The 13,111-nt window shown below is 70.2% G+C and carries 13 protein-coding genes; 4 read left to right on the forward strand and 9 right to left on the reverse strand.

Annotation, left to right across the window (positions count from 1 at the left end; all coding sequences use genetic code 11):
* Window positions 1-65 precede the first annotated feature (65 nt).
* The 3 genes from ACGFIE_RS31305 to ACGFIE_RS31315 form a co-directional block, all read right to left on the reverse strand.
* On the reverse strand, window positions 66-797 hold the full coding sequence (locus ACGFIE_RS31305; RefSeq protein ID WP_393301543.1) for a class I SAM-dependent methyltransferase: 732 nt from the start codon (window positions 795-797) through the stop codon (window positions 66-68).
* A 236-nt stretch (window positions 798-1,033) separates the two neighbouring features.
* Window positions 1,034-1,396, reverse strand: coding sequence for a PH domain-containing protein (locus ACGFIE_RS31310; protein WP_007464929.1), 363 nt, complete (start codon window positions 1,394-1,396; stop codon window positions 1,034-1,036).
* Window positions 1,397-1,441: 45 nt separating this feature from the next.
* Window positions 1,442-1,750 carry a 4a-hydroxytetrahydrobiopterin dehydratase gene (locus ACGFIE_RS31315; protein ID WP_393301546.1) on the reverse strand — a complete coding sequence of 103 codons (309 nt, stop codon included), beginning with the start codon at window positions 1,748-1,750 and terminating at the stop codon, window positions 1,442-1,444.
* A gap of 183 nt (window positions 1,751-1,933) precedes the next feature.
* Here ACGFIE_RS31315 and ACGFIE_RS31320 point away from each other — a divergent pair, with 183 nt between their 5' ends.
* Window positions 1,934-2,377, forward strand: a complete 444-nt coding sequence (locus ACGFIE_RS31320) for a (deoxy)nucleoside triphosphate pyrophosphohydrolase (RefSeq protein WP_393301549.1) — start codon at window positions 1,934-1,936, stop codon at window positions 2,375-2,377.
* 191 nt (window positions 2,378-2,568) lie between these two features.
* On the opposite strand, the gene ACGFIE_RS31325 is transcribed toward ACGFIE_RS31320, so the two are convergent.
* The 6 genes from ACGFIE_RS31325 to ACGFIE_RS31350 form a co-directional block, all read right to left on the reverse strand.
* Window positions 2,569-3,636 (reverse strand): succinate dehydrogenase/fumarate reductase iron-sulfur subunit, encoded by a 1,068-nt coding sequence (locus ACGFIE_RS31325; protein WP_393301552.1) that lies wholly within the window; start codon window positions 3,634-3,636, stop codon window positions 2,569-2,571.
* Window positions 3,633-5,561, reverse strand: coding sequence for a fumarate reductase/succinate dehydrogenase flavoprotein subunit (locus ACGFIE_RS31330; protein ID WP_363680202.1), 1,929 nt, complete (start codon window positions 5,559-5,561; stop codon window positions 3,633-3,635). Before ACGFIE_RS31330 ends, ACGFIE_RS31325 begins: the two co-directional genes overlap by 4 nt.
* A 12-nt stretch (window positions 5,562-5,573) precedes the next feature.
* A complete protein-coding gene (locus ACGFIE_RS31335) occupies window positions 5,574-6,380 on the reverse strand; it encodes a hypothetical protein (protein WP_363680200.1) in 807 nt (268 codons plus the stop codon).
* Window positions 6,381-6,627: 247 nt separating this feature from the next.
* Entirely contained in the window at window positions 6,628-8,025 is a 1,398-nt protein-coding gene (locus ACGFIE_RS31340; RefSeq protein ID WP_393301684.1) for a TldD/PmbA family protein, read from the reverse strand.
* Between the two features lie 11 nt (window positions 8,026-8,036).
* Window positions 8,037-9,473, reverse strand: coding sequence for a TldD/PmbA family protein (locus tag ACGFIE_RS31345; RefSeq protein ID WP_393301555.1), 1,437 nt, complete (start codon window positions 9,471-9,473; stop codon window positions 8,037-8,039).
* 32 nt (window positions 9,474-9,505) lie between these two features.
* Complete coding sequence (locus ACGFIE_RS31350; RefSeq protein WP_393301558.1) at window positions 9,506-9,694, reverse strand: hypothetical protein; 189 nt, start codon at window positions 9,692-9,694, stop codon at window positions 9,506-9,508.
* A 301-nt stretch (window positions 9,695-9,995) separates the two neighbouring features.
* On the opposite strand from ACGFIE_RS31350, the gene ACGFIE_RS31355 reads away from it, so the two are divergent.
* The 3 genes from ACGFIE_RS31355 to ACGFIE_RS31365 are packed head-to-tail and all read left to right on the forward strand — an operon-like array spanning window position 9,996 to window position 13,104.
* Window positions 9,996-11,039 (forward strand): ABC transporter ATP-binding protein, encoded by a 1,044-nt coding sequence (locus ACGFIE_RS31355; RefSeq protein WP_393301561.1) that lies wholly within the window; start codon window positions 9,996-9,998, stop codon window positions 11,037-11,039.
* Window positions 11,036-12,097, forward strand: coding sequence for an ABC transporter ATP-binding protein (locus ACGFIE_RS31360; protein WP_393301564.1), 1,062 nt, complete (start codon window positions 11,036-11,038; stop codon window positions 12,095-12,097). Before ACGFIE_RS31355 ends, ACGFIE_RS31360 begins: the two co-directional genes overlap by 4 nt.
* Complete coding sequence (locus ACGFIE_RS31365) at window positions 12,097-13,104, forward strand: ABC transporter permease (RefSeq protein WP_393301566.1); 1,008 nt, start codon at window positions 12,097-12,099, stop codon at window positions 13,102-13,104. The genes ACGFIE_RS31360 and ACGFIE_RS31365 overlap by 1 nt, the downstream gene beginning before the upstream one ends.
* Window positions 13,105-13,111: the final 7 nt, after the last annotated feature.

The following is a 13,111-nucleotide window of genomic DNA, read 5'->3' on the forward strand; positions in this document are numbered from 1 at the left end:
GAAGTCGGGGTGTCGGCGTGGCGATGACACCCCGATTTTCCGGAACCCGAGTCGATCGGCCGCCGCTACTCCGCCCGGTAGACGGAGATGTGGGACGGGCTGTCCGCAGTGAACGGCCGTCGGTGCCAGTCGGCGTACCGCTCGGTGAGCCGGAGCCCCGCCTGCCGCGCCATCTCGTCGATCTGGTGCGGCCAGGCGTAGCGCATGGCGAACGGCTTCAGGTGCACACCGTCACCGTCGAAGGTGATGGTCTGCCGGATGAACCGCTGCGCCGGCCGGTCGTACCGGTGCAGCCGGATCGTCGCGGAGTCCTCGGTCACCTCGCGGACCTGCACCTGCTCATCGGCGTCGAAGCTGCGCGGGTCGGGCACGAACGTCTCGATGACGAACGCTCCGCCCGGCGACAGCACCCGGGCGACGTTGCGGAAACAGTCCGCCTGCCGCTCGGCGTCCACCAGGTTGAACAGTGTGTTGAAGACCAGGTACGCCAGGCGGAACGGGCCGGCCACCTGCACGTCGGCCATGTCGCCGACGACCACGGGAATCTGGTCGCCGCCGGGCTTGGCCCGCATCTGCGCCACCATCTCCTCGGACGCCTCGATGCCGTGCATGCTGAGACCGCGCTCGGCGAGTGGCAGCGCGACCCGGCCGGTGCCGATCGCCAGTTCGAGGACCGGGCCGCCGTCGGCCAGATCCGCAAGGAAGTCCACGGCCGGTGCCGGGTCGGGGTTGCCGGGGCTGTCGTAGCCGGCGGCCCACAGCCGGCCGAAGAGGCCGGGATCGTCGAAGACCGACATCAGCGGCCTCCGGGGTTGGTCAGGGGGTCAGCGGCGCACTCCCGCGCCGCGATGGTCGGAGCAGAGCTGCTCACGAAGCCTCGTTTCCTCAGGTCGGATGACATTCGGTCGGGGGGACTTCGTCGAGTACGGCATGGTGGCTGCTCCTTCCGCGCGGCTGTGGCCTGAGCACACCAGAGACGCCGTGGGCCCGGCAAGGCAATAAACGCCCACCGGGCCCACGGTCGTGGGGGTGATCAGGAGATGTGATGCAGGATCACGTTGTGTACGTGGTGACTCTTCTGCGCGCCGCGGAACTCCACCTCGTAGGTGTGCGTGCCGACGTGGATCGCGATCGCGCCGGTGGAGAAGAACGTGCCGCCCCACGACTTGTTGCTGACCACGCTCACGCTGGTGATCTTCGAGTACGGGATGCTGGTGATCGCATGCCGCTTGCCGACGAAGGAGCGGTCCTGGATGATCACGCGCCGGTCGGTCAACCCGATGAACCCGGTGCCGGTGCCGACGGCGTCGTAGACGGCGATGATCTGCTCGCCGTCGAGCAGCCCACTCTCGATCTGCTGGACCTGCTCCTTGCGGTCGTACGCGATGTTCGCCATGCCACCCAGGCTAGAAAACCGGTGCCAACGTCCCCGGGTCGCTGGTCAGGATTCGGTGACCGCGCGGTACGCGTCCTCGATGCGGGCGGCCAGCAGGACCTCGCCCTCGGTCAGCGGCTCGTCGCTGCCGTGCCCGACCCGGATCTGGGTGCTGTCGGACCGGCGACTGATCTCGGGACGCAGGTGCAGAGCGTCGGCGACGACCTTGACCCGTTCAGTCAGCGCCGCGTGTTGGGTATCGTCGATCACGAGCGTTCGCCGGATCTGTTCACCTTCCCGCGTCCAACCGGTTAGCAAGGTCAACGCGTCGGACAGGTAGTCGTGCTTGGCTCGGCTGTTGAACAGCACGCGCATCACCGCACCCCCCAAGCGCCGTTGCCGGCTTGTGGCCAAATCGTCGCCATCCCGTGTCTTGTCGGTGCCTTCTAGTCTGTCGTCGCTCGGTAGGGGTGTCCACGCCCACACTTCCGTGTTCTATTGGCCTAGCGGATGGCGTCGGTACCCAAACCGCCGATTGATCTGGCACCCTGGACGCCCGTGCAGACCGAACGGGCTAATGGTGGTGGGCAGGCCGAACGACGGGACCTGAAGGTGATCGTGGGGGCGGCGATCATCCGGGACGGACGGGTGCTCGCCTGTGCGCGCTCCGCGCCGCCGGAGGTGGCTGGCATGTGGGAGTTCCCCGGCGGGAAGGTCGAGCCGGGGGAGGGGGAGACCGAGGCGCTGGTCCGGGAGTGCGCCGAGGAGCTGGCCGTACGCGTGGAGATCGGCGACCGGGTCGGCCGCAACGTCCGGATGGCGCACGGCCGCTCGGTGCTCAAGGTGTACGCGGCCCGCCTCCTGCACGGCGACGAGCCGCAGGCGTTGGAGCACCAGGCGCTGCGCTGGCTGGCGGCCGACGAGCTGAACGAGGTCACCTGGCTCCCCGCCGACGCCCCAATAGTGGCAGCCCTCCGCCCCCACCTCCTCCGAGCCCGTTGATCATGAAGTTATTGCCGCGACACGCCGGTCGGCAGGGCAATAACTTCATGATCACCGGCGCGAGCCGGGGGCCGGCGCGAGCCGGGGGCCGGGGCGAGCCTGGGGCCGGGACGAGCCTGGGGCCGGGACGGGGGTGGGAATGGAGACGGGGGCCGCGGCGTCAGCCGCGGCCCCCGTTCGGGCGGTCTTGCTCAGTGCTTGTCGTCCTGGTCCGGGTGCGCGAAGTTGAGGTGCTCCGGAGGCAGCGGGAAGGTCACGTCGTCGCCGAACGGCGACGGCGCGGCGGCCCGGTCGAAGGTGAGCTCGGTCAGCGGCAGCCGACCCCGGTCGTCGACCGCGGGCGCGGTCGGGTGCGGCACCTCCCGGTCCCAGTTGACGCCGCTCTGCGCCTGCGCCTCGGCCCGCGGGTCGTGCGAGCCACCCGCGTGCGAGTGGACCCCGCCCCGGGTCGCGCCCGACGACGTCGCCGAGCCCTGACGGGCGGTGGTCACGCTGGTCTGGGGCGTCTCGCCCCGACGGAAGATCTTGCTACCAAGCCACACAAGGGGATCGTACCTGCGGTCGACGACCCGTTCCTTCATGGGGATGATCCCGTTGTCAGTGATCTTGATGTGCTCGGGGCAAACCTCGGTGCAGCACTTGGTGATGTTGCAGAAACCGAGGCCCTGTTCGGCCTGCGCGTACTCCTTGCGGTCGGTCCGGGCGTCCAACGGGTGCATGTCCAGCTCGGCCGCCCGGATGAAGTACCGCGGGCCGGAGAACGCCTGCTTGTTCTCCTCGTGGTCGCGGATCACGTGGCAGACGTTCTGGCACAGGAAGCACTCGATGCACTTGCGGAACTCCTGCGAGCGCTCGACGTCGACCTGCTGCATCCGGTAGTCGCCCGGGGCGACATCCGCCGGAGGGGCGAACGCCGGGGTCTCTCGCGCCTTCTCGTAGTTGAACGAGACGTCGGTGACCAGGTCCCGGATGACCGGGAACGTACGCAGCGGGGTGACCGTGACGGTCTCCTCGTCGCCGAAGGTCGACATTCGGGTCATGCAGCCCAGCCGGGGCTTGCCGTTGATCTCCATCGAGCAGGAGCCGCACTTGCCGGCCTTGCAGTTCCACCGGCAGGCCAGGTCGGGCGCGTCGGTGGCCTGCAGGCGGTGGATGACGTCGAGGACGACCTCGCCCTCGTTCACCTCGACCATGTAGTCCTGCAGGTCGCCGCCGGTCTCGTCGCCCCGCCAGATCCGGAACTGACGCTTCGCGCTCATCGGTTGTCCGCCTCTCCAGCGTCGGCGACGAGAGCGTCGAAGTCGGCGAGCTCCTCGTCGGTGAGGTACTTGGCCAGCTCGGCCCGGTCGAAGAGGCCGATCAGCTCCGGCCGCATCTTCGGCAGCGGCTTCCGGGTCAGCCGTACGCTGTCGCCGTCCAGCGAGCAGACCAGGTTGACCTGCCGCCACTTCGGCTCCATCGCCGGATAGTCCTCCCGGGTGTGCCCGCCGCGCGACTCCTGCCGCTCCAGCGCCGCCTTCGCGGTGCACTCCGAGACCACAAGCATGTTGCGCAGGTCCAGGGCCAGGTGCCAGCCCGGGTTGTAGCGCCGACCGCCGGCCGCGCTCACCTTGGCGACGCGCTCGCGCAGCTCCGCGAGCCGCACCAGGGCGTCGGCCAGCTCACCCTCGCGCCGGATGATTCCGACCAGATCCCCCATGACCACCTGGAGGTCCTGCTGCAGGGTGTACGGGCTCTCGCCGGTGTCCCGTTGCAGCGGAGCCAGGGCGGTCTCCACGGCGGCCTCGACCGCGTCCACTGCCACCTTCGGCCGGGCGGTCAGCCCGTCGGCGTAGCTGGCCGCGTGCCCACCCGCCCGCTTGCCGAAGACCAGCAGGTCGGACAGGGAGTTGCCGCCGAGGCGGTTGGAGCCGTGCATACCGCCGGAGACCTCACCGGCGGCGAACAGCCCACGGACGTGGCCGAAGGCGGCGCCCGAGTCCGGGTCAACCTCGACGCCGCCCATCACGTAGTGACAGGTCGGCCCGACCTCCATCGGCTCGGCCGTGATGTCGACGTCGGCCAGTTCCTTGAACTGGTGGTACATCGAGGGCAGCCGGCGGCGGATCTCCTCGGCGGAACGTCGGCTCGCGATGTCCAGGAAGACGCCACCGGCGGGGGAGCCCCGGCCGGCCTTGACCTCACTGTTGATCGCGCGGGCCACCTCGTCGCGGGGCAGCAGCTCCGGTGGACGCCTGTTGTTGTCCGGGTCGGTGTACCAGCGGTCCGCCTCCTCCTCGGTCTCCGCGTACTGCTTGCGGAAGACGTCGGGGACGTAGTCGAACATGAACCGCTTGCCCTCGGAGTTCTTGAGCACGCCGCCGTCGCCACGAACCGACTCGGTGACCAGGATGCCCTTCACCGAGGGCGGCCAGACCATGCCGGTCGGGTGGAACTGGAGGAACTCCATGTTGATCAGCGTCGCCCCGGCGCGCAGCGCCAACGCGTGCCCGTCCCCGGTGTACTCCCAGGAGTTCGACGTGACCTTGTAGGAGCGCCCGACGCCGCCGGTGGCCAGCACCACGGCCGGGGCCTCGAAGAGGATGAACTCGCCGGACTCGCGGTAGTAGCCGAAGGCGCCAGCGACCCGGTCGCCGTCGAGCAGCAGCTCGGTGATCGTCGTCTCGGAGAAAACCCGGATCCGGGCGTCGTACGAGCCGAACTCGCGCTTGTCCTCCTGCTGGAGCGAGACGATCTTCTGCTGGAGGGTACGGATCAGCTCCAAGCCGGTCCGGTCGCCCACGTGCGCCAGGCGGGGGTACTCGTGCCCGCCGAAGTTGCGCTGGGAGATCTTGCCGTCCTTCGTACGGTCGAAGAGCGCGCCGTACGTCTCCAGCTCCCAGATTCGCTGCGGCGACTCCTTCGCGTGCAGCTCGGCCATCCGGAAGTTGTTGAGGAACTTGCCGCCGCGCATGGTGTCGCGGAAGTGCACCTGCCAGTTGTCCCGGCTGTTCACGTTGCCCATCGCGGCGGCCGCGCCGCCCTCGGCCATCACCGTGTGCGCCTTGCCGAACAGCGACTTGGAGATGATCGCGGTCTTCTTGCCGGCGAGCCGGGCCTCGATGGCCGCGCGCAGACCGGCGCCGCCGGCCCCGATGACGACGACGTCGTAGTGGTGTCGTTCGATGCGAGTGGTAGTGGTCATGTCAGGGGCCCTTTAGTTGATGAACCGCAGGTCGGAGAACCACTCGGCCGCGAGCGCCATGATGTAGAAGTCGGCCAGCGCGAGGGTGCCGAGGGTGATCCAGGCGAGCTGCATGTGCCGGACGTTCAACGCCGAGACGAACGTCCAGGCCCTGTACCGCACCGGGTGCTTGGAGAAGTGCTTGAGCCGCCCGCCGATGATGTGCCGGCAGGAGTGGCAGGAGATCGTGTACGCCCAGAGCGCCACCACGTTGACCAGCAGGATGATGTTGCCCAGCCCGAAGCCGAAGCCCTTCGGCGAGTGGAAGGCGAGAATCGCGTCCCAGGTGTTGATCAGCGAGATGATCGCGGCGGCGTAGAAGAAGTAGCGGTGCAGGTTCTGGCCGAGCAGCGGGAAGCGGGTCTCACCGCCGTACTCCTTGTGGCCGTCGGGGACGGCGCAGGCCGGCGGCGACAGCCAGAACGACCTGTAGTACGCCTTGCGGTAGTAGTAGCAGGTGAGCCGGAACAGCAGCAGGAACGGCAGGGTCAGCGCCGCGTCCGGGATGATCCACCAGCCGGGCAGGAACCGGCCGAAGTGCGAGGCCTCCTCGACACACCGATCCGTCACGCACGGGGAGTAGAACGGGGTCAGGTAGTGGAACTGGTCCACCCAGTACCACTTGTGCATGAAGACCCGGACCGTCGCGTACGCCACCCAGGCGCTGAGCCCGATCACGGTGATCAGCGGGGCGAACCACCAGCGGTCGGTACGCAACGTCTTCGCCGCGATGGCGGCGCGCGCCCGCGCTCCCCGCGGCCTCGTTGCCGTTGAAGTCATTCGAGTCGTCTCCTCGACGGGCCCGTACGGGCGGGCTGGTCTCTCTCTCCGGTCGGCACGCGGACCGGCGAACCCGCACCCGCTGCCACGTCATGCGCACACCAACGACCACGCCGGATCGACCGACGCAGCTAAGTGACACACGTTACGCCGATCTCTGCGAGCCGTCCCCGCAAGGGAGTGTCCCGTGTGTCTGGCCTGCGGAAAAGCCCTCGACGCGCCGGTTTGCGGCGCCTCGTCGAGATCGTCAGCCGGAGGCGCCACCGGTGAAGTGCCAGGACGCGAGCCGCACCGACGGCGCCGCCCACCAGGCGCCGTCCACCCGGTCCGGTTGACGCATCGCCCGCGAGCCCAGCCCGAGCACCGCGCCCGGCCCGAGCGCCCGCGGGTACGACTCGGTGAACCGCAGGTCCCGGACCGCCCGGACGACAGTGCCGTCCTCGATCAGCCAGACCCCGTTGCGGGTCAACCCGGTGACGACAAGGCTCTTTGGGTCGAGCACCCGCGTGTACCACAGGTCGGTGACCAGCAGCCCGCGTCGTACTCCAGCGACCAGCGCTGCGGTGTCCGCGTCGACCACCGCGCCGGCCGCGGCGCCGGTGGTGCTCCGGCCCGTCGCGCTGGCCGGGCCCGCCACCGCTGGAGCGAGCCGCAGGTTGCGAGCCATCGGGCCCCAGGTGGCGCCGCCCGCGACCGCGTGCCCGGTGGACTCCGCGCCCGCCTCGGCGGCGGTCCGCCGGTCGTGCGCGACCGCTCGTGTGGTGCCCGCCTCGACAAGTGTCACCGCCCGCCGGCCGGTGCCCTCGCCGTCGAACGGCAGACCCGACGCGCCAAGCGGGTCGTCCACCAGGGTCACCTGTCGATCGAACTGGGCCGCGCCCGGCTCGGCGAAGGACTGCCGCTCCGCGTAGCGCTTGCCGTTGAAGCCGAACCAGGAGAGGTTCTGCAACAGGTCCGCCACGGCGGCCGGCTCGAACACCACCTCGTAGCGCCCCGGCGGCAGCTCGACCGGGTCGGCTGCCGCCTGCGCCTTCGCGGCGGCGTGCGCGCCCAGCTCCGCACCGTCGAGGTCGGACAGCCGGTCGGTGCAGCGTCGGGCCACCCCGTCCGCGCCGTCGCGCCGGGCGATGCCGTCCATCGCGGCCTCCGCGGAGCGGCCGTACGCGCTGTGCCCGGCCGAGTTGGCGAACGCCGACGAGCGGTGCGCGGTACGGCAGTAACCCGCAGTGGTGAGGCCCCCGGCGGCGGCCACGAACGCGCCGACCCGGTCGGCCCGCTGGTCCGGCTCGGCGTGGGCGGTTGCCTCGTCGACGGGCGGGGCGGCCGGCGCGGGGGCCGGCGGAGCGAGCCCCGGCCAGCCGGGGTCGGGAGGGCACAGTCGCGCCGCCGCCAGGGTGCGCTCGACAAGCGCGCGCAATCCGTCGGTGGTGACCACGCTGCCGCTGCCGGAAGCCGTCCGCCCGTCCACGTGCAGCCGCAGCCGGACGCCTACCGTGGACTCGGCGACGTTCTGGTGGATGGCCGAGTTGGCGAACCGGGTCAGCGCCAGGTCGGCCCGGGTCACCACCGCCTCGGCCTGCGCGGCCGGCCCGCCAAGACGCCGAACCAGCTCGATGACCTGGCCGGCCAGCTCCAACTCCGTCATGCCGCCCGTACTCACGCTGAAACCCCCACCCGGACGTTGCGGAAGCGGGCCGGCGCGGCCGGATGGCCGGTGTGCCCGATCTGGCCCGGCTGGCCCTTGCCGCAGTTTGGCGTTCCCCAGGAAACCGTCTCACCGGAGAGCATGTCCATCGAGCGCCAGAAGAGCGGGCCGATCCCGGTGTACGTGGGATTGCGCAGCATCCGCCCACGCCGCCCCTTCTTGATCTCCCAGCCGACCTCGCAGCCGAACTGGAAGTTGAGCCGCTTGTCGTCGATCGACCAGGACCGGTTGAGGTCCATCAGGACGCCGTCGTCGGTGGCCGCGATGATCTCTTCCAGGGTGTGCGGGCCGGGCTCCAGGCCCACGTTCGTCATCCGGACCATCGGCAGGCGGGCCCACCCGTCGGCCCGTACGCTCCCGCCGTAGTCGAGGCCGGCCATCGCCGCCGAGTCCCGGCCGGCGAGCACACCCACCCAGCGACCGTCGCGCACCGCGTCCCGCTTGACCGCGGGGGAGCCCTCGTCGTCGAAGCCGAAGCTGCCCAGCGCGCCGGGGATCGTCGGGTCGATGGTGATGTTCATCAGCTCGGAGCCGTAGCGCAGCGAGCCGAGCTGGGCCAGGTCCAGCCAGGACGTGCCGGCGAACGCTGCCTCCCAGCCGAGGATCCGGTCCAGCTCGATGGCGTGCCCGACCGACTCGTGGATCTGCAAAGCGAGCTGTTCACCGCCGAGGATCAGATCCGTCTCACCGGCCGGGCAGGGCGGCGCGGTGAGCAGCGCCCGGGACTCCTCGGCGATCTGCGCGGCGTGCGCGGCCAGGTCGAGTGACTCGACCAGCTCCCAGCCGGTGGTGCCGTACTGCCCCCGGTAGCTCGGCCAGGACCGCCGCTGCGTCTCGCCGTCACCGATCGAGGTGGCCGAGATGCCGCCGCCGCACTCGCGGATCCGCTGGTCGATGCGGTGGCCCTCGCTGGACACGAACCACTTCGCGGTGTCCCAGATCTGGTAGAGCCCCTCGGCCAGATCCGCGCCGTGCTCGGCCATCGTGCGGGTCGCGCCGACCAGCAGGTCGCCCTTGTCCGACAGGGGCACCCCGAGCGGGTCGATCTGACAGCCGGAGGCCCAGCTCGCCGTGACCGCCTCGACAGCCACCAGGTCGACCGGGGGGCCTGGCACCCGCGCGCTCGCCATGGCCGTCCGGGTCGCGCGCCGGCCGGCGTCGCGGGCAGCGGCGTCCGACAGATCGGGTACGGCGTGGAAGCCCCAACTCGCGCCGACGAGCGCCCGGACGCCCAGCCCGATGCTCTCGTCCTGGGTCAGCTCCTCCACGTCGCCGTTGCGCGCGGTCATCGACTCGTAGCGGCGGTGCATCACCCGCGCGTCGGCGTACCGCGCTCCCGCGTCGAGGGCGGCCTGGACGGCGGCGGCGGCCGCGTCGAACTCGGTCATGGACCGACCCTAGGCCAGTCGACCGACACCCGTCAGGGGACGAGTTCCTCCGGCCGGATCGTGGCCTTCACCGGCTCGGTCAACTCCAGCACCTCGCCGCGCTTCGTCGTTGCTCTCTCGACATAGTGGCCGCCCTGTCGCTGATGGAGGTGCAGGGTCAGGGCGAGGTAGTCCGACTCGGTCCACGGCAGCGCGCGGCTGTGAAGGCCAGGGGTAATCACGCGTCCCATTGCAACTGGCGGTGAGTCGCTGCGGTCGCACCCGACGTGCGAGCACGAGATGAAACGCCCGCTCTGGGCGCGGTGATCGCCGAGGTTGAGTCACCAAGATCGCGCTCGAGCGTAGATCTTGACGCGGGGCGCGGGGCGCGGGCCATGAACGGGTGTGGATGGCGAGGTGACGGGGGTGCGGGGTCGATGCCGACTCGTTACGCTCGGGCCCGCTGACACGTGCCGACTTTGTAGCTTATTTTCACCCTCGAAAGTTTGATGTAAGTTCTCTTCGTCACTGAGGGAGGCGGCCGTGGACAGTTCGGATGCCTACCTGCGGGTGCGCGACCTGCGGGTCCGGTTCGACACCTCGGACGGCGTGGTGCGCGCGGTCGACGGGGTGTCGTTCGCCGTCGAGCGGGGCCGCACCCTCGGGATCGTCGGCGAGTCCGGCTCCGGCAAGAGCGTCACCTCACTGGCCATCCTCGGGCTGCACGACGCGAAGCGGGCCACGATCACCGGGGAGATCTCCGTCGGCGGTCGGCAGCTGGTCGGCCTGCCCGACGAGGAGGTACGCCGGCTGCGCGGCCGGGACATGGCGATGATCTTCCAGGACCCACTGTCCGCGCTGCACCCCTACTACAGCGTCGGTCGGCAGATCGCCGAGGCGTACCGGGTGCACCACCCGAAGGCCAATCGGCGCGAGGCTCGCCAACGGGCTGTGGACATGCTGGATCGGGTCGGCATTCCGCAGCCCGCCCGCCGCTTCGACCAGTACCCGCACGAGTTCTCCGGTGGCATGCGCCAACGGGCGATGATCGCGATGTCCCTGGTCAACGACCCCGCGCTGCTGATCGCCGACGAGCCGACCACCGCGCTGGACGTCACCGTGCAGGCGCAGATCCTGGACCTGCTCGCCGACCTGCAGGCCGAGTTCCACTCCGCGATCATTCTGATCACCCACGACCTCGGTGTGGTCGGCCAGGTCGCCGACGAGGTGCTGGTGATGTACGGCGGGCGGGCCGTCGAGCAGGGCAGCGTCGAGCAGGTGCTCCGCTCGCCGCAGCATCCGTACACCTGGGGGTTGCTCTCCAGCGTGCCGTCGTTGCACGGCGACGCGGACGCGGACCTGGTGCCCATTCCCGGCAACCCGCCCAGCCTGATCAACCTGCCGTCCGGCTGCGCCTTCCACCCGCGCTGCCGCTACGACGACCGCGTCGGCGACCGGTCCCGCACGGAGGTGCCCGAGCTGCGCGCGGCCGGGGCGGACGGCCACCTGGTGGCCTGCCACCTGAGCGCCGAGGAGCGCGCGTCGATCTATGCCGAGAACGTGGCATCCGTGGGGGTGGCCCGATGAGCGACGAACCACTGCTGCGCGTACGCGGGCTGACCAAGCACTTCCCGGTCCGCCAGGGCCTGCGCGGCACCGGCCTGGTGCGGGCGGTCGACGGGCTCGACTTCGACGTGCGCCCCGGCGAGACGCTCGGCCTGGTGGGGGAGTCGGGCTGCGGCAAGACCACCACCGGCCGGATGCTGGTGCGGCTGTTGGAGCCGACGAGCGGCAGCATCGAGTTCGACGGGCGGGACATCACCCACGCCGGTCGACGGGAGCTGCGCCCGCTGCGGCAGGAACTCCAGATCATCTTCCAGGACCCGTACGCGTCGTTGAACCCCCGGCACACAGTGGGTCGGATCGTGGCGATGCCGTTGCAGGTCAACGGGATCAAACCGCCGGGCGGGATCAAGGCGCGGGTGCAGGAGCTGCTGGAGCTGGTCGGGCTGAACCCGGAGCACTACAACAGGTATCCGCACGAGTTCTCCGGCGGTCAGCGCCAGCGCATCGGCATCGCCCGCGCGCTGGCCCTACGGCCGAAGCTGATCGTCGCGGACGAACCGGTGTCCGCGCTGGACGTCTCGATCCAGGCGCAGGTCGTCAACCTGCTGCGCGACCTGCAACGGGAGTTGGGCCTGGCGTTCGTGTTCATCGCGCACGACCTGGCGGTGGTCCGGCACTTCTGCCAGCGGGTCGCGGTCATGTACCTGGGCCGGATCGTGGAGATCGGCGATCGGGCCGACATCTACGAGCGCCCGCAGCACCCGTACACCCGGGCTCTGCTCTCGGCGATTCCGGACGTGACGCAGCTCGGCCCGGCGGGCCGGATCCGGCTGACCGGCGACGTGCCCACTCCGCTGGACCCGCCGTCGGGCTGCCGGTTCCGCACCCGGTGCTGGAAGGCGCAGGACATCTGCGCCACCGAGGAACCGGCGCTGATCCCCCGCGACGGCGGCAACCAGGCCACCGCGTGTCACTTCCCGGAAAGGGAAGCGGCCAGCTCGAGCCCCGAAGGGGAAGCGACCAGCACGAGCCCGGAGGTCGCGGGGTCGATCACCCAGACCGTCGAGGAGGTGTCGTAGTGAGCCTGTCCCCTGTGGAGGGCGTGGCGCTGGCCGAGATCGAGTCCGACCCGGATGCGATCGCGCCCGCGGCGAAGGGTGTCGTCGGCCGTTCGCCCGGTCAGCTCGCCTGGCTGCGGCTGCGTCGTGACCGGACGGCAGTGGTCAGCGGCGTACTCCTGGTGTTCTTCCTGCTGTTGGGGCTCTCCGCCCCGCTGATCGAGATGGTCTACGGGATCGGGCCGCGCGAGCAGTTCCAGAATTTGCTGGACGGCTTCGGTATGCCGCTGGGTTACGCCGGGGGTGTCGCCGGCGACCACTGGTTCGGCCTGGAGCCGAACCTGGGTCGGGACATCTTCATCCGGTTGATCTACGGACTGCGGACGTCGCTGTTCATCGCGTTCGCCGCCGCGCTGATCACCGCCACGATCGGCATCGTGCTCGGCGCGCTCGCCGGCTACCTCGGCGGCTGGCTCGACGCGGTGGTCAACTGGATCACCGACCTGACGCTGGCGATGCCGTTCCTGATCATCGCGCTGGCGCTCACCCCCACGATCACGCTGCGCTTCTACGGGGAGCGGGGGCAGGTGTCGTCCGCCTTCGGGGTGGGCGTGCTGATCGCCGTGTTCGCGATCTTCGGCTGGACCAGCACGGCACGGCTGGTCCGCGGGCAGGTGATCGCGCTGCGCGAGCGGGAGTTCGTGGAGGCGGCCAAGGCCAGCGGGGCCGGGTTGGGGCACATCATCTTCCGGCAACTGCTGCCGAACATCTGGGCGCCGATCCTGGTGTCGTTCTCGCTGGCCGTGCCGCAGTTCATCACCAGCGAGGCCGCGCTGTCGTTCATCGGCGTCGGGCTCAGCGACGAGACGCCGAGCTTCGGCCGGATGATCTACGACAGTCTGGACTTCCTCCAGACCGACCCGGCGTACGTCTTCTTCCCGGGCATCACGATCTTCGCGCTGGTGTTCGCCTTCAACCTCTTCGGCGACGCGTTGCGGGACGCGCTCGACCCGAAGTCGTCCCGGTAGGGGTGGA

It is taken from the genome of Micromonospora sp. NPDC049275 (assembly GCF_043197115.1).
Taxonomy (GTDB): Bacteria; Actinomycetota; Actinomycetes; order Mycobacteriales; family Micromonosporaceae; genus Micromonospora.